General features: G+C 33.7%; 11 protein-coding genes and 3 pseudogenes. 5 read left to right on the top strand and 9 right to left on the bottom strand.

What is annotated here, in order from left to right:
* Positions 1-145: 145 nt before the first annotated feature.
* A pseudogene (locus tag AC1DIT_RS21515) lies at positions 146-754 on the bottom strand (integrase core domain-containing protein).
* A gap of 112 nt (positions 755-866) precedes the next feature.
* Here AC1DIT_RS21515 and AC1DIT_RS21510 point away from each other — a divergent pair.
* Positions 867-1,433 (top strand): hypothetical protein, encoded by a 567-nt coding sequence (locus AC1DIT_RS21510; protein WP_229161826.1) that lies wholly within the window; start codon positions 867-869, stop codon positions 1,431-1,433.
* Between the two features lie 13 nt (positions 1,434-1,446).
* Positions 1,447-1,761: a DUF6572 domain-containing protein gene (locus AC1DIT_RS21505; protein WP_016133188.1), complete on the top strand. Its 315-nt coding sequence runs from the start codon at positions 1,447-1,449 to the stop codon at positions 1,759-1,761.
* Positions 1,762-2,419: 658 nt separating this feature from the next.
* On the opposite strand, the gene AC1DIT_RS21500 is transcribed toward AC1DIT_RS21505, so the two are convergent.
* Both AC1DIT_RS21500 and AC1DIT_RS21495 read right to left on the bottom strand, forming a co-directional pair.
* Positions 2,420-3,526, bottom strand: a complete 1,107-nt coding sequence (locus tag AC1DIT_RS21500) for an alpha/beta hydrolase (RefSeq protein ID WP_016133189.1) — start codon at positions 3,524-3,526, stop codon at positions 2,420-2,422.
* 314 nt (positions 3,527-3,840) lie between these two features.
* Positions 3,841-6,132 (bottom strand): glycoside hydrolase family 3 C-terminal domain-containing protein, encoded by a 2,292-nt coding sequence (locus tag AC1DIT_RS21495; protein ID WP_016133190.1) that lies wholly within the window; start codon positions 6,130-6,132, stop codon positions 3,841-3,843.
* 157 nt (positions 6,133-6,289) lie between these two features.
* Between AC1DIT_RS21495 and AC1DIT_RS21490 the strand changes: the two genes are divergently transcribed.
* Positions 6,290-7,525: a helix-turn-helix domain-containing protein gene (locus AC1DIT_RS21490; RefSeq protein WP_016115641.1), complete on the top strand. Its 1,236-nt coding sequence runs from the start codon at positions 6,290-6,292 to the stop codon at positions 7,523-7,525.
* A gap of 50 nt (positions 7,526-7,575) precedes the next feature.
* On the opposite strand, the pseudogene AC1DIT_RS21485 reads toward AC1DIT_RS21490, so the two are convergent.
* Positions 7,576-7,899: pseudogene (locus AC1DIT_RS21485) on the bottom strand (hypothetical protein); the annotation flags it as partial.
* Positions 7,900-8,176: 277 nt separating this feature from the next.
* Between AC1DIT_RS21485 and AC1DIT_RS21480 the strand changes: the two are divergent.
* Entirely contained in the window at positions 8,177-8,551 is a 375-nt protein-coding gene (locus AC1DIT_RS21480) for a hypothetical protein (RefSeq protein WP_016115643.1), read from the top strand.
* A gap of 899 nt (positions 8,552-9,450) precedes the next feature.
* Positions 9,451-10,473 (top strand): CamS family sex pheromone protein, encoded by a 1,023-nt coding sequence (locus AC1DIT_RS21475; protein WP_016133191.1) that lies wholly within the window; start codon positions 9,451-9,453, stop codon positions 10,471-10,473.
* 203 nt (positions 10,474-10,676) lie between these two features.
* Here AC1DIT_RS21475 and AC1DIT_RS21470 read toward each other — a convergent pair.
* The 5 genes and pseudogenes from AC1DIT_RS21470 to AC1DIT_RS21450 all read right to left on the bottom strand — a co-directional run bounded on the left by AC1DIT_RS21470 (position 10,677) and on the right by AC1DIT_RS21450 (position 16,987).
* Positions 10,677-11,878 (bottom strand): annotated as a pseudogene (locus AC1DIT_RS21470) (ABC transporter permease).
* Positions 11,875-12,555, bottom strand: a complete 681-nt coding sequence (locus AC1DIT_RS21465; RefSeq protein WP_476998393.1) for an ABC transporter ATP-binding protein — start codon at positions 12,553-12,555, stop codon at positions 11,875-11,877. The pseudogene AC1DIT_RS21470 and the gene AC1DIT_RS21465 overlap by 4 nt, the downstream one beginning before the upstream one ends.
* Positions 12,552-13,742 (bottom strand): efflux RND transporter periplasmic adaptor subunit, encoded by a 1,191-nt coding sequence (locus AC1DIT_RS21460; RefSeq protein ID WP_016131768.1) that lies wholly within the window; start codon positions 13,740-13,742, stop codon positions 12,552-12,554. Before AC1DIT_RS21460 ends, AC1DIT_RS21465 begins: the two co-directional genes overlap by 4 nt.
* Before the next feature lie 525 nt (positions 13,743-14,267).
* Positions 14,268-14,798: a signal peptidase I gene (gene lepB, locus AC1DIT_RS21455; RefSeq protein WP_016131769.1), complete on the bottom strand. Its 531-nt coding sequence runs from the start codon at positions 14,796-14,798 to the stop codon at positions 14,268-14,270.
* Positions 14,799-14,875: 77 nt separating this feature from the next.
* Entirely contained in the window at positions 14,876-16,987 is a 2,112-nt protein-coding gene (locus tag AC1DIT_RS21450; RefSeq protein ID WP_476998392.1) for a peptidoglycan D,D-transpeptidase FtsI family protein, read from the bottom strand.
* Positions 16,988-17,510: the final 523 nt, after the last annotated feature.

The raw sequence follows: 17,510 nt of genomic DNA, 5'->3' as shown, positions 1-17,510 counted from the left end.
ATTAGGAAAGCTCAGTTTCAGAAGAAACTTTTTCTTTTTCTAAAAAACCAGTGTAGATCATTGGAGATTCTGCATATCAAATGAAAACGTATCAACTTATTATTTTTGGATTTGAGTCAATATTTTGGACACAAGAAAGTTAAATCTAAGCTACCTTTTTAGCTAGATCTTCTATTGCTTGAGGAGTTTTATAACCAATGCTACTATGAATTCGCTTGCGGTTATAAAACCCTTCAATATATTGAAATAGTGCTAGATTTACCTGTTCAAATGTGACGTATTGTGTACGATATACTTCTTCTTTCTTTAAAATGGCATGAAACGACTCGATACAAGCGTTGTCATACGGACGGCCTTTCTTACTGAAAGAGGGCTTTATGTTGTAATTCGCGAGTAAGGTTTGAAATCCTTGCCAAGAGCTTGGCACATCCTATGAACAGAGTGTGTTTCTTTTTGACAATCGATAAATTGATGTAATTCTGTATCTTTTATTTTTTCGCGAATATGGCCATAGCCTTTTTAAAATCTCATTTTCCTCTTTCAGACGAAGCATTTCTTTCTGCATTTGTTTCATATCTTCTAGCGTCATTTCTTCCTCATCAATCGTTGTGATAGGAGAGTATTTCTTAATCCATTTATAAACCGTTACTTCTGATACACCATACTCGCTGCTTAGTTCTTTCACAGATCGTTCTGAATGATATAATTCAACAACCATCTTTTTAAATTCTTCATTAAATTTCTTATTTGCCATACGGACACTTCCTCCTTGAAATCCATTGTAAGGACTTAACTAAGTTGTGTCCATGTGACTATACTAACTCCAATTTTTAGATAAGATGATTAGTACTTCGATAAAAGAAGATTTGAAAAAGTATAAATTAAAATCAAGAGGTGGAATTTATTATAAGAAAATAAGACAATATTTTATATATATGCATATTGGTGTGACTGGTATGGAAAATGATATTGTTAGAATTAGAGGGTATATGAAGCCCTATATAATAGATGACATTTTTTGGGGAGTTTTTGATATGAAATCTAATAGTAATGACCCTATCGGATTACGAGCAAACGGTGCATATAAAGTTGACGGATTTGAAGATTTCTACAATGATGTAAAATATGGTGACGTAGAAAGTCTAAGAGATGTTTCTAAAGAATTAATAGGTAAATGCTATGAAGATTTGGAGGAAACTGTGAATCATTTCAAAAAATTTGACGAATTTCTTCATTTTTCAAAATCTTCGGGTAAAAATCAACTTTATGATTATAATCTTTTTGATATGTTATTATTAATAAACGCAAGAAAATATAAAGAAGCTAAAAGTATTGCAACAAATCTAATAAAAAAACACGAATATGGCAGATTTAGTAATGAAGGGAAAAATATATATGAGTACATTGTAGATTATTGCAATAAACATATATAGGATAGGAGAAAAGATGGCAATTACAGATTTGGAACAGATAGATGCAATCGGAGTAGAAGATAAAAAGCTAAAGTTGATAATAATAGACTATCTAGACTGGGAATATGAAGACATGCATCTAGACGTACTACAAGAAAAAATTAATAACTACTTAATATATCTCGAAGATAAGCAGTATATTAAAGATTATGGAGACAACTTTGAGAAAAAAATAATTGATATACATTTTCAACATGGTATTTCGGGAAATGGCTTGAAATTTCTGAACGTAGTTTCCAGCCAACTAAACGATTCTGACATATTCATCAATATTCACTTACCAGAATAATAATTCTTTCTTTCATATAGTTCTGTTTACGCTTATTTTGCATAAGTCATACAAGACCTCCTTTCTATTTATACCCGGATAAAAATCAAGATTAATTACAAATGTGTATCATCAATACAAGGATGTATATTTTGGCAATTAAATCTAAGAAATTTCGAACATTAATTAACATTTTTTTAGTTTTTCTAAACAAATAAAAAAGGATAAACGGTTAATAACCATTTATCCTTGAAAACAACTGTATAGTTCATCCTACCTATTTTTGTATGGCAACATATGAATCTATTATTTCTCCTATTTTATACAAATATATATCCATTGCTAAATTTTGATTCCGTCCATGCTCCATCTCACGTTCAATCTATTTCAACGAAACGATAGAATTCCCATAATTATGTAATCATTTGAAAAATTAAATCGGAAGCCGTGTCTGAAAGGCCATAGCTGATCGTTCTCCCCAGCCTACTTGTTTCTTCATCATGACAATCTGCTTTTTCGATAAAGTAAAACTTCCATCAGTGAGAGATTTCCCTCGTCCCTCACTGGTGGAAAGCTCTCACCAATCAAGCACATGCCAGCAGTTATCCCCCACCTCTCTTCTTCGCTTTTCTCTGCATCTTGAGGTGAAGAATAACTGCCCGTAAATCGCGGAATAAAATTAAGCAAACACTCGCTTGATCTCTTTTGCAATTTCATTCATTAAATCTTCTGCTTGCGGATACAAACCAATTTTATCCATAAAAGCATGGTCTGTACCATTGTACTGAATCAGCTTCGTAGGAACCCCGCTGCGTGCTAGTTTTGCCGCGTAAGCTTCACACTCTACTTTTAAATAATCAAATTCGGCAGTTGCAATCAGCGTCTCCGGCATACCGCTTAACTGATCCGACAGCAGTGGAGAAACATGGGGATCTGTGATTTTCCCATTATTTTGCAAATAAATTTGGAAAAGTACCCTACTGCTTTCACCCAACGCTGTAACCAGTGGAGTGATTATCTCTGCATGGTTACGAATCTCATACTGATCAAGGCTCCAGTTGAAATCCTCGGTTTGGACGCCGGCCATATTCACTGATGGATAAATAAGCGCCTGAAATTTAATCATCTCCGTCCCCTTCTCACGATCCATTAACGCACACACTGTAGATAAATTACCACCCGCACTGTCTCCAGAAATGGCAATTTGCTGTGGATTCACACGAATTTCTTCAGCGTGCTCATACACCCATGTTACGGATTCGAAACAATCTGTCAACCCTGCTGGATATGGATACTCAGGGGCTAAACGGTAATCAACAGAAATAACAACGGCACCTGCCTTTTCTGCCAATGCTTTACACGGATTTTCCACGACATCAACACTTCCGGCTATGAATCCTCCGCCGTGAATGAAGACAACAGCAGGCAGAACTCCTTCGTTAGAAGGTGTATAGATCCGCAGAGGAATCGGTCCATTTGTTCCATTAATTGTTTTATAAGTGGTTTCAACCTGACTTTTCGTAACGTCGTCATTGTTCCAACCCATCATAGCCCGCATTCCCGTAACAAAACCCATAGTATTTGAAGGATTAAATGGCTGGTTTTCCATCGCAGCCATTTTTTCTGCCGTTTGTAAAGTCACTTGGAGAACTCGAGGGTCTAATTCACCAATCGCATCAGAATCAGGAATCGGTTTAGCAATAAAATCGATTCCTCTTTTTTTGACAGCTTGTATCTCCTCACTCAGTTTAGAAACTAGATTAACGTAAGTAGTTGTATTACTCATTATTACCGTCTCCTTTTCTGATAATTTTAATTTTGGAAAACTTTGTTACCGAGTTCTTCAGTATTTTGCTGTACGAGAATCCTCAATCTAATCATACACGGCCGAGCACCCGCTTTCAGACTAGGCATTAAAGATTCGTTATTCATATGATCTGCAGTATAATAACTATCTATCATTTCAATACATAATTCACTATTTTCTAACAAGGTCGTACCACATTCATAACCATGATTAAAATTCGAAACAATAAGCCTCGATTATTCAAGTTAACCTTAACAAAGAATGTTCAAATAGACAGAAAACTAATTCGCCGCTTAACGATTCATTTGCTCATTGTTTAATAGCTCAATCATTTCACACAACATTTCCTCCGTAAAAGCACCTGCGCTAAAGTTCACTAGTGCACGTAATGGCATATAGTTCAGCATGGCATCCATCAATTCGGAGGCATCACTATCCCCTTCAGTCATACTAGCAAGCGGATTATCTTCTAATGCCTTTACCATAAGCTCTTTTGCAATTGGTGCTAAAATTGGATTCGCAAATAAGTCCCCAAGTAACGTATTACGGTGTACTGGTTTTCGAATTAAAGCCGTTGATTGAACATAAATGCTGTCATGTAAAACAATCTCTTTTGAAGACTTTCCTACCAAAATTTCAAACTCACCTGTTTCAACATGCCAGTCCTTCAATTCAACGTTATAATAAGCAAATGATCTTTTAGCTAACGTAAAGGTAACTGTTTTTTCTTCGCCCGGCTGTAATTCCACTTTTTCAAATCCTTTTAGCTCTTTCTCAGGACGGATCACACTGCTTTCAACATCTTTTATATAAAGCTGAACAATTTCTTTACCTGCTGTACTACCAGTATTTTTCACGTTTACACTGACAGAAACAGTCTCCGTATCTTTTATTTCTTTCTTATTAATTGAAAGATTGCTATACTCAAAGTTTGTATAGCTTAACCCAAAACCAAATGGGAACAATGGCTCAATATTTTTCGTATCGTAATAACGGTATCCGACGAACACACCCTCTTTGTATTCCACTTTGTCACCTTCACCAGGGAAGTTTAAGTAAGAAGGATTATCGCTTAAAACTTTCGGGAATGTTTCCGCTAATTTCCCGCTTGGATTCACATCACCAAATAATAAATCAGCAATCGCTCCGCCTAATGCTTGTCCACCCAAATAGCCTTCAAGTATTCCTTTTACTTTACCTATCCATGGCATTTCAATTGGAGCACCGTTACTTAAAACTACAACGATATTACTTTGAACTTCTGCAACGGCTTCAATTAATTGCACGTGATTTTCTGGCATCTGTAAATGCTTCCGATCATATCCTTCTGATTCATAACGATCTGGAAGTCCAACGAAAAGAACCACTGTATCTGCTCCAGCTGCTACTTCTTTTGCTTCATTAATCATGTTTTCATCTAAAACATCACTGGCAAGATCATAGCCTTGGGCAAATAATATATTCGTATTTTTACCTGATACAGTTTCAATTTCTTCGAGAATGCTTTCAAGTTTTGTTGGATTAATATGAGAGCTTCCGCCGCCTTGATAGCGAGGTTCCTTTGCGAATCCCCCAATCACAGCTACCGTTCCTTCTTTTTTCAATGGAAGAATGTTATCTTCATTTTTTAACAACACCATGCTTTCGCGTGCGACTTCTCTTGCAAGCTGATGATGCGCATCCTTACTATACACAGCGTTTTCTCGTTGGTTATCAGCGGTTTTAAAAATAGCGTTAAGAAGACGTTCTACTGCTTGATCAAGCTTTTCTACAGATAGCTGACCGCAGTTAACTGCATCAACAATCTTCTTTTCACCAATCCCAAAGCTTGAAGGCATTTCTAGTTCCAAACCGTTCGCTAAACCTGTAACACGCTCATTTATTGCACCCCAATCAGAAACGACAAAACCTTCAAATCCCCATTCATCCCTTAAAATATCCTTTAACAAATAGTCATTTTCCGAAGCGTATTCACCATTCACCTTGTTGTAAGCACTCATTACTGTCCATGGCTGTGCCTCCTTAACAGCGTCCTCAAAGCTGGCAAGATAGATTTCGCGCAATGTTCTCTCATCAATAATTGCATCGGTCGACATTCTGCGATGTTCCTGATTATTGGCAGCGAAATGTTTTAATGATGTTCCAACTCCTTGACTTTGTACGCCGTTAATATGATTCGCAGCCATTTGAGATGATAAATAAGGGTCCTCTGAAAAATATTCAAAGTTTCTTCCGCACAGCGGCGAACGCTTAATGTTTGCACCTGGCCCAAGAAGAACACCGACATTTTCAGCCTGACATTCCTCTCCTAATGCAACTCCTACTTGTTTTATTAATTCTTTATTCCACGTACTCGCTAACCCTACTGCTGATGGGAAACAAGTAGCTGGGACACTATTATAAATCCCTAAGTGATCTGCTCCCTCTGCCTGTTTCCTAAGTCCATGCGGTCCATCAGTTACCATAATGGAAGGAATTCCTAATCGCTCAATCCCTTTTGTATTCCAAAAGTCTAATCCAGAACATAGACTTGCCTTTTCTTCTAGTGTCATTTGTGAAATAATTTGCTTAATATCCCTTTCCATGATAATCCTCCTAATCAAAAGATTATTAAGTGAGCGCTTTCTTAAACCTATTATAGTTTTTATTTTTTTGATATTATGGTATTTTTTTTAGAATAATTGTAAAAATTTTAGCTGATGTTATATATTGGCTGAGTTTTAACGAATGGAGGTTAAAATAATGAATTTCTCCAAACTAGAGGATTTAGATTATATTTGTAAGCTGGTCTTTGACATGCATAAAATACCTATCTTTTTTATTGATAACAAGGGAGATTTAGTATTTGAACACTCCCGCAATTTTCAGCATAGCCCCTTGTATACTTCAAAAGAGGAGATATTTCGTCAACTATTTAGGGAGGAAAACTTCTATCGTTTTCCAGTACTGAGGGAGACCTCCTGCCTTGAAAACTTTTTCTCAATTAACCTGCGTTCAAATGACCAACTTAGCGGGAACATCATTGTCGGTCCTGTCCTTTATTCGAGGCTATCAGAAGTATCAATTAAAGGAATCATCAATGACCTTCATCTAAAAATAAACAAGGATGAAATGGTTGGATATTATCATTCTCTCCCTGTTTTAAGCAATTTGAATTTTTTAAATTTGAGCATGGTCCTTTATTACATGCTGTATCAACAAAAATTAGACATGGTTGATATCCTACAAAAAAATATGCTGTTAGAAAAGGAAAAATTTGAAGTGGAACAGCCCGATATACGTATATCGGAACGCCGTCAAAATTTACTGACTCATATCGATCCACTGGCTGAGAAGAAAATCTTTGCGTGTATTAAGGAAGGGAAAAAGGATGATTTAATTCAAAACCTAAAGGGATTACCTGAATCAGGGAATCCGGGGGTGTTGTCGAAAACGAGTCACCTGCGAAGCCAAAAAAATTCCGCCATCGCAGCCATCACACTTGCGACTAGAGCTGCCGTAGATGGTGGACTATTCCCTGAAATCGCATATACCCTTAGTGACTTACTCATCCAAAACCTTGAAGAAATAAAAGAAAGTAAAGCTATTATTCCATTTTTGGAGAATGCTTTACTTGAGTTCTCGGAACGAGTAAAAAATGGGAAGATGCAAAAGTATTCAAAACCCATAAACGCATGTCAAAATTATATATTCACTCATCTTTACGAAGATATTACACTTTCCCATCTAGCAAAAATAGCCGCACTAAATTCTAGTTATTTGTCTTTCCTTTTCAAAAAAGAAGTGGGAATTTCACTAGGCGAATATATTCAGCGTGCTAAGATAGATGAGGCAAAAAGCTTAATGACCTATACGAGACATTCTTTATCCGAAATTTCCACACTATTAAACTTTCATGACCAAAGTCATTTTACGAAAGTCTTTAAAAAACATACTGGTGTTTCACCTAAACAATTTAAAAATGGGGGTGTTAAATAAATCCTTTCATCTTTTTCTTTTTCAACTTTATTTCTCTATAACCACAATGCTTTTCCATTAATATCCGCGTGTGTACAAATAGATAAAATTCCCTCTACTGCACCTTTACAAACCATTAGGTTCATATTACTCGTATCTTTGACAACGACAGACATACGACGCCGAGCAAAATCAAAAGGAATCTCATCTACTTTATGAAATTCTGTTGTATCCAATTGATGTTTCTCTTCTGTATGCTCAATAACGGCTTTATCGATAAGATTTTTTAATCCTGTCTGATAAAAGCTATTTAGATACGCTAATTGTAATACACTTTTACTTTGGTTTCCTGTTGGATCTAGATGAAGAACTAACACGATTTTATCTTTTCGAATCAACCTTTCAATATAGATTTTATCCAATTATTTTAGAATATTAAAATAATTAATAATAATACAAGCAACGAATATACTATTCATTTTTTTGTTATCATTATCATTTTTTATTTGTGACAACTTGTTGAACAACGGATTATTATACATAACCTAAAAAAAAATAGAGAATAATGTAGAATTTTGTCTAATGATATGTATGTACACTTCCTATCTGCTAGATATAGACTGTGAAGTGTAAGGACCTTATCTTACAAAAAACTTAAAGGAGGCTTATAAAATGGGGAAATTCACAGGATTTTCAAAGTTTACACTTGCTACATTAATAGGAATAGGTAGCTTAGGTGCCTTTTCTCAAACAGAAGGTGTAAAAGCTGAAAGTTTGGATCGTATTTCTCATGAAAATGTTGAATTTAATTCACCTTCTACTATCACAAATACTTTTGAACAAAGAGCTAATATTGTCCCTGAATCAAAAGTAATCACAAACCATTATGTGAAGTACTCAAAAACTAGTTATCAGGTTAAAGAAAGTATTCCAAAAGAAATTTATTATTCATCAAATGGTTTTAAAGGTTATATACAAGCAACAACTATAATTGATATTGGTGACCATTTCCTGACTCTCTATTCCGGAACTGTAATTCGATGTTAATTTCATGATTACGTTTATTAAAAGTAGTTTAAAACTTGTGGATTTACAAAAAATAAACCACAAAATTATTCAATTTTATGGTTTATCAAATAAAAGATAATGCTAAGACTACGTCTAATGCTCTTAGATTACCTTCCCCAAAGTTAATTATAGAGTATTAAAGTATTACTGTACAATCAAAAAGCACTCGAATGAGTGCTTTTTGATTGCTATTCCTAATGAAATTCTTTTTCTTTTCTAAAATCTGTTCATACTATTGATTCACAAAGCACTTATGCCCAGATATACAAATCATTTGTGTGAGATTTTTACATACATGTTTGAAATAAAAACTTACATGAATGATTTTAAAAGTTCTTGTACTAATGGAATTTCTCCACCTACAAATTTTAAAACTGCCATTACGATCGCCATAGTATTTCCTTCTCTTGTTTGAGTATTAAGATGTGGTAAATCTTATACCCTTATTTGAGTAAACGCTTACAAATAAATCAACACATTTTTAATATGCAATATTTCATATTAAAAATGTGTTTCATACCGTTATAATATAATAGATAAATTCTAAAGTACTCTTAAGTGAACAAAACAGCTAATGAACATATAAAAAAGAAGAGGATTATAAAAACCCTCTTCTTTTTTATGTTAATAAATCTAAACTTGGATTCATGTTGGTCCTACGTAAGTAGTAATTAATTAAGTAGCAGAATATCCAGAAGAGATAGTTACAAATGTTTTTTACGGCTTTTTTTATATAAATATCATATTTTTATTTTTAACGTTAGGAAATATTGTTAGATGCATATATATATTTTCATTAATCTCTTTTTTTTTAGATATTTGGTGATACACTATATGTTGTATAAAAAAAGAGCAATGGTTAAAGGTGGTTATTATAGGTGAAAAAGATATCATTATTTTTGATAATTATTAGTTTGTTATTAAGTGCTTGTAATGGTACTAATATTATTAAAAAAGAAGAGAAAGTTGTAGAAAAAAATACGAAGGGAAATAGCATTATTCCGAAATATTCTATTTCTGATAATTATTATAAAACTATTATTCCTTTAAAAGAACATAAAATAATAAATACAGTTAATATACAAACTAATTCTAAATTAGATATAGATAAATTAGAATTAGGTTTAATGAATATGGCATCTAAGCAATTTGATACAAAAAATCATTTATTACAAAGAAGTGAATATATTTCTCAAAAAACAATAGACGAACTACTCACAAAACAAGAAGTACCTTATGTATCTAATATTATAGAATATGATTATTATACTAAGAAAAATTCAGGTGAATTGAGTTTAGCTGGTGTTGTTATCGGTTTAGCCATGACTTCAAATCATTCTAATGAAGAAGCAAATGTTAAGGGCAGTGAAATTGCTAATCAACTTTTAAAAGTTCTTTATGATAATAAGAACTTTGTAAAAGTTCCTATTACTTTTTCTATTTTTAAACAGGAAGCTTCTGATTCTTTAAAAGCCGGTACTTTTATTTCTAGTGTAACAGTACAAAAAGGTGAGAATAGTATAGGACAGTGGGTTAATATTAACGAAAAATCCTTTGCTTATCCTTCTGATGATTTTAAACAAGTATATAATAAAGATAATGAAAAGTTAGATAAGTTTTCTAATAAAGTGAAAGACTTCAATAAAGCTGATTATATACCGGTTAATGCTACAGTTTTTTATAAAGATGATCATATGGATACTGTAAATATGAATGTGTTAGTTAAATTTAATGGTAAATCAGAACTGATTGCTTTTACACAAATGATAGTCCAAGAGATACTTGATGCTTTCTCTAAAGATGTTAAGGTTCAAATGAATATAAAGTCAGAGCAAAAAGTTGAAGCAGTTGTTGTAAGAGAAAAAAATGAAGATGAACCTTTTGTTTCTTTTATTGAATAATAAAAATAAAAAAGACAGTTATTATACTGTCTTTTTTACTTTTATTATTAGTTTAATGTACCATGATTATTTTATCATTAGCGCTTTAAAATAATTGGGCGAACAAATGTAAAAAGATTGTACTTTGAAACAGATTCTACATAGGGTTTTAGATCTACAATTGTACCCGCTTCTATAATCTTAAGTTGTTGCCCCGATTTAACCTATTCGTAACGAAGTGCTTCAATCGGATCTAATTTCGCCGCCTTATTTGCTGGAATTAACCCGAAGATAATACCAAGCGTCATCGAGAATAATACGCCGCCAACAACTACTTGCCATGAAACGAGTGGTGGCCATTTCGCAAATGTGGAAACAATATATGCGCCCCCGTAACCAAGACCAATCCCGATTAATCCACCAAGAAGCGTTAACATAACAGCCTCAATTAAGAATTGCAGTAAAATTTTACTGCGCGTTGCTCCAAGTGCTTTACGTACCCCAATTTCACGGGTACGCTCTGTTACGGATACGAGCATAATGTTCATAACGCCAATACCACCAACGACTAACGAAATACCCGCGATACCGCCGATAATCATCGTCATGATATTTGTTACTTTAGAAACACCTTCTTGGAATTCTTTTAAATTCACCATTTCATATACTTACCAGAAGCATCGCTTGGTTTACGGCTATTTAAAACCTCAACAGCCTTTTTACCTGCAGTTTCTAGATTATCTATATTTTTTGACTGTACAGAAATATTTTGAATTTCATCTTTTCCATATAATGTTGGCCATAATGTAATTGGAATTAATGCTTCTGAAGGGCCCATTCCCATAAACTCATTATCTGACTTGTACACGCCGATAATTTGCATCGGTTGGCCTTTCATTTCAATAATTTTGCCAACGGGATTTTCTTTCTTAAACACCTTATCTTCCATACTCGTACTAATCATGACCACGTTATTCCCTTGGGACATATCCGTTTCATTTAGTGAGCGACCTTTTACTACTTTCGTTTTATTCACTGCAAAATATTCACTATCTAGCCCTATAACATTAACCACCTCTTTTTTATCATTAATATCGAGTGATTCCATTGTATTATTTGTTGTAATAACATGCGCAATCTCCGGAATTTTCTTTACTTCAAAGATATCTTCCTCTGTTAATTTCGGTCTTTCCGTTGCTCCCATCCCATACGGATCATTCATATCCGCAGTGAAGTGAATTGGCATCACATTATTACCAGAGCCAGCAATTTGCGACTTTAACATCACCTCCCCGCCTTGCCCAATCGCAACAACAGTAATAATAGAACCTACACCGATAATAATCCCAAGCATCGTAAGCGCTGAGCGCAGTTTATGAGCTAGAATAGAAGAGAGAGCAATCTTTATACTATCTAGTAAACTCATACCACACACCTTCTATCTTCTGTAATTTTCCCGTCCCTTAGCACGATTCGGCGTGAAGAATATGCAGCAACTTCTTCTTCATGCGTAACCATGATAATCGTCGTACCTTCTGCATTTAACTTTGTGAAGATGTCCATAACTTGCTCCCCAGACTTTGTATCAAGAGCACCAGTTGGCTCATCCGCCATAATAAACGTTGGATTATTCGCAATGGAACGCGCGATAGCCACACGCTGTTTTTGTCCACCTGAAAGTTCGCTCGGCAGGTGGTGCACACGGTCGGTCAATCCGACTTTCCCCAGTGCTTCAAGAGCTCTCTGACGACGCTCTGCTTTCTTCACACCGCCATATATAAGCGGTAGTTCTACATTTTCTACTGCTGAAAGACGTGGCAATAAGTTAAAATGCTGGAATACAAAGCCTATATACTCATTACGAATAAGGGCAAGCTTTGCTTCATCTGCCGTTAAGATATTCACGCCGTTTAACACATATTCRCCTTCTGTTGGACGATCTAAACAACCGATAATATTCATAAGSGTTGATTTMCCWGARCCAGAYGGTCCCATAATRGAAACRAACTCACCGYTTTGAATTGTTAAACTAATACCATGTAAAATCGGYACCGCWAGYTTCCCTTGRTAATATGTTTTATGAATATTGTTTAACGTAATCATTTTTCTTTCACTTCCATTCCGTCATACACGTTGTCGGAAGGATTTTTAACCACCTTTTGTCCCACTGTTACACCTTCAAGGATTTCTGTCCAATCTCCATCAGTAGAACCTTTTTTCACATTTTGTTTACGAAGTTTTCCTTTGTCTTCTACATAAACAAATAGATTACCAGATTTTTCAATAATACTTTTACTAGGAACAGCAATCATCTTCTTATTCTCTAAGTTTACTTGCAGTGATACGTGATAGCCTGAAGATAAACCTTCTTGACCATCTAAACTAGCTTTATATGTATACTGAGACATATTTTGTGTTCCCTCACCAACACTAGCTGCTTGTGCCATCTCTGCACTTGTCGGGAATTCACTTATCTCTGTAATTTTACCTGTCCATTTCTTCTTGTTATTGGCTTTTGCAGTTGCTGTAAATGTTTGATCCTTTTGGATTTGTGATTTTTGAAGTTCTGTTAACGTCCCTTGAATTTGGAATGGATCTTTAGAAGCGATTTGTAAAAATGACTTTCCTTGTCCACCCATCGCTTGCGTCGAACTTTGTGCTGCATCTTTATCTAATTTTTGTACAACACCAGCAAAATTACTATAAATTGTGAGTTCATCTTGTTTTTTCTTTAATTGTTGTGATTGTAATTGACCTTTTTCTTTCTCAAGTTCAGTTGTTTTTTGCTGTATTTCTAGTTCACTTACTTGCTCTTCTAACGGATCTGTTACTTCTTTCCCAGCGCCGCTATCTTTCGCTTTCTTAATCTGATTCTTTAATGAATCTATTTTCTTTTTCCCTTGATCATAGCGCATACTTGCCATTTTTTGATCAAGCTCAGCTTGTTTCATTTGTAAATTGATTTCTTCATTATCATAAGAGAATAATTTCGTTCCTTTTTCTACTTCTTGCCCTTCTTTCACCGCAATATCCTTCACTTTTCCTTTTGTTGGATCTGCATAGAAGCTCTCGATATTTCCCGGCTTTACTTGTCCAGAAATCAATTTTGTATTATTGGGTGTACGTTCTGTTACTTTCTCAAAGCTAACAGCGTCTCCCTTTGCTGTCTCCTTCTTCTTACCTTGCATAACAAAAATATTGACGGCTGCAATGGCAATAATTAATGCAGTAACTCCGATAATAACCCATTTTTTCTTTTTAGTTGATCGATGTGTTGTAGTTGGTAACATAATGTATTCCCCTTAATGATGATATAATTTAGTACCTACATTTATTGAACAATTTATATGGACAACCCCTAAAGCAACTGTCTATAAACCAAAAAATAAAAGCTAAGAACCTTTTAATACCTTAGGCTATATGAAGCACAAAATAAAGAGGTCGATCCTTTATTGTAAAGAAACTGACCCCTTTATTTTGTGCTTCATATAATATAAATAATTGCAAAAACTAAACTACATTACTGCTTTTAATAATTCTGTTACTAATGGAATTACTCCACCAATGAATTTCAAAACTGCAATTGCGATTTCCATATGATTTCCTCCTCTTTTTGGAGTATTGAATTGTGGTAAATTTTTATACTTTTATAGTAGCGAGAATTCATTTGGATATCAACGTATTTCAATATGCAATATTTCATATTTATACACGTTTTTTTTAAAAAAATATACCAAATCTAAAGTGTTTACCGATGAATCAAACAGTTAATGAACTTAAAATAACTTTCAAGGAAAAAATCAAAATTCAAATAATTAAAATTGATATATTATTGTTCCTACAATACTAGATCTATCAATATATCCCAGACCATTTCGACTATCTTTACTATGGTAACGGTTATCACCCATTACAAATAATTTATTTGAAGGTACTTCTCTTTCTTCAAAGTTAGCAAGATATTTGGATTTATTACTTAAATCYTTATAAATATAGTTTTCTTTTTTTTCCTTTCCATTAATATACAGAATATCATTTTCTATTTTAACTTTGTCTTTTGGCAATCCAATTATCCTTTTCACATAATACTTAGGATCATTGGGTTTTTTTATAATAACAATTTCTCCATGACGTAATGGAAAAATTGCTGCACCTGCTCTATTAACTAGTATATACTCTTCATTTTGTAAAGTAGGATACATAGATCTCCCTTCTATTTTACATAATAAAAAGTTTAAACTTATTATCATAAGCATCACTGTAATCCATAAAAACAATGTTATATTACGCCAATATTTGGGGTTCTTTTGCTTCATGCTTTTCCATTCCTTATTGATTATTTTCATGAAAAACGCCTCTACAAAATTTTAATGTAGGGGCGTTTCGTTTATATATATTTACTAGAAGCATTCAACTTGTTTGTTTATGGAGAAACGTTATTTCCTTGATTCTTTTTTAAAGCGAAATATGCATCTAAGATATCTTTACCAATCATTGAATTAATTCCACCTTTATCATCATTTACCCATGGTACAACAACGGAAAATGCAACCTCTGGATTATCATATGGGGCATATCCTGCTAAAGTTAAATTGTAACAATGAATACGATTCCCTTCTGAATCTCTACCAACAGGGTCCTCGCCTCCATAAACTGTTTGCGCTGTTCCTGTTTTACCAGCTGGTTTATAAGGAGCTTTTTGGAAATACCTCACACCAGTTCCATCACCCTCTTGGAACACTTGCCTAAAGCCTTCTTGTACTCGGTCGATATATTCCTTTTTCATATCTACGCGGTTCAGCACAATGGGTTGCATAGTTTGTACAACTTTACCAATATCTTCTTCTTTCGTTGTTTGCTCCCGAATTTCTTGTACAATCTGTGGCTTCATTCGATACCCCCCATTTGCAATGGTAGAAACATACTGTGCAAGTTGCAACGGCGTATATGTATCAAACTGCCCAATAGCTAAATCTAGTAAAAAACCTGGTTGATAATTTTGTTTTTTTTGTTGTCCCAACGTTTCATTTGGTAAATCAATTCCAGTCGAAACTCCTAATCCAAATTGCCCAAAATAATATCTCATCTTATCAAATGTAGCCGCTTTAATATCTAAAGAACTGTTCGGTACATAATTTATACCTGCAATTTTTAAAGCTGTATTAAACATATACACGTTAGATGAAACTTGTAATGCCCTTATATCATCAATAGTTCCAAAGTCTTTCCAAGATTTCTTAGCTTTTGCTGTTCCCTTAAATTTCATTGGTGCATCATAAAAATATGTTCCTGGTGTTATGGCACCTGTCTCATATCCTGTTAAAAGTGTTGCTCCCTTTACAGTAGATCCAAGTTCATAGGAGCTTGTCATTGTGCCTAAAGCATAATCTTCTACTTCTATATTTTCATCTTTTTTGACTAATTTTTTCCCTGCCATAGATAAAAGTTGCCCCGTTTTTGGATTCATCATAACAACAAATGCTCGGTCTAATAAACGTTCTGAACCTTTAAAAGCTTTTAAATGCTTTTCAATAATCTCTTCTACCTGTTCCTGTAATTTCATGTCTATTGTTAACGTTACATTGTTTCCGCTTTTCCCTTTAGAAACGGTTTCCGTTCGAATAATGTTTCCTTCTTTATCAGTAATATTTTTAATTTCTGCTTTTGTTCCATGTAATACATCTTCATATCGTTGTTCAATATAACTTTTTCCTACGCGATCATTACGGCTATAACCACGTACCATATAAGAGTCTAATTGTTCTTTAGGCAGTCCTTCTTCAGAATTTGTTATATTACCCAATACCGAACGAAATAAATCACCATTTACATAATTACGTTCCCATTCAACTGTTGTATCTACCCCTGGGTATTTAGCTAAATTTTCACTTATAATGGCGTATTCTTTCTCAGGCACATTTTTCTTTATAATTTGAGGTGTCATTGAGTAGCCCGAACTCATTTTACTTTTAATAGCTAATACTTTTAAATCTTTTGGTGTTAATTCGCTTAGTTCTTCATCTGTGATACGTTCTCGTCTTAATTCCTCTATTTTTTTATCAAGCTCTTTCCCTTCAATATTTTTGGCTCGGAATTTTGCCTCATCTTGTTTCGTAATCTTTTTTTGAGCCTTTTCCTTATTTAACTTTACCCAAAAATCCTTTTTATCTGTTTCGGTTAACTTATTTATGTCTTCTTCTGGCATTTCAAGTACGTTTGCAAGATCTCTAGCTGTTTTTAGAATGCCTTCTGAATCTACACCCTTCATCCTTGTATATGTAATAGTACGAATAGCATTGTTGTTAACAACTTTTTCTCCTTCTCGATCAAAAATTTGCCCACGTGGAACGGGAATACTGATTGTGGAATTCCCTTGTTTCTCCGCTATATTCTTATAACTCTCTCCATCAACGATTTGTACTTTTCCTAGCTGAATAATAACAGCTGAAAATAGTAAARATACACAGAAAAACAATATATTCAACCTTAAGGGAATCATACTTTTTTTAGTATTTTTTTTCTGTTTTTGTTTCATTTCATTCTCCTCTTAAGTACAATATATTAAAATAATACAGTTCTAAATGCAATTAAAAATAATAAGTTTATTACAGCTGATAGATTTCTAATAAAAAATCATTAACTAATTTAGTATATTGCATTTTACGATTAACGATAATACAACTTCAAATACCCAAGTAATCTTATTAATATGTGATTAAACGGGAGTATTCGTACTTTTCAGAAACAATAAACATTATTATAAATCAAATAAAAACGACATTATATTAAACGTTTCCAATCCGTTTGTTACTAACATAACTACTAATGTGAGGGCGACAGATCCATTTTCAAATAAAAAATAAAATAGCAATACCTAGATAAACTCATTTCTTTATTATACAAATGAAAATTTTCCTGTCAAACAAAATTAAAGAACACTTTCTCTATTTAGAGTCTTTAGAGATATCTTTAATGACAATACTTTTATATCTCTATATATAAGTTTTATGAAATTTATTCCACAATAAATTTATCCAAAATCTAAATTGTAAGCACCC

The sequence above is a fragment of the Bacillus sp. 05T22 genome (assembly GCF_056396765.1).
This window is presented reverse-complemented; position numbering and strand designations above follow the sequence as displayed.

What these genes read in the sequence shown, in the direction of transcription:
- AC1DIT_RS21500 (WP_016133189.1), bottom strand. Translation starts at nt 3,526, where the DNA reads ATGAGTAATACAACTACTTACGTTAATCTAGTTTCTAAACTGAGTGAG.
- AC1DIT_RS21480 (WP_016115643.1), top strand. Translation starts at nt 8,177, where the DNA reads ATGGGGAAATTCACAGGATTTTCAAAGTTTACACTTGCTACATTAATA.
- AC1DIT_RS21490 (WP_016115641.1), top strand. Translation starts at nt 6,290, where the DNA reads ATGAATTTCTCCAAACTAGAGGATTTAGATTATATTTGTAAGCTGGTC.
- AC1DIT_RS21505 (WP_016133188.1), top strand. Translation starts at nt 1,447, where the DNA reads ATGGCAATTACAGATTTGGAACAGATAGATGCAATCGGAGTAGAAGAT.
- AC1DIT_RS21495 (WP_016133190.1), bottom strand. Translation starts at nt 6,132, where the DNA reads ATGGAAAGGGATATTAAGCAAATTATTTCACAAATGACACTAGAAGAA.
- AC1DIT_RS21460 (WP_016131768.1), bottom strand. Translation starts at nt 13,742, where the DNA reads ATGTTACCAACTACAACACATCGATCAACTAAAAAGAAAAAATGGGTT.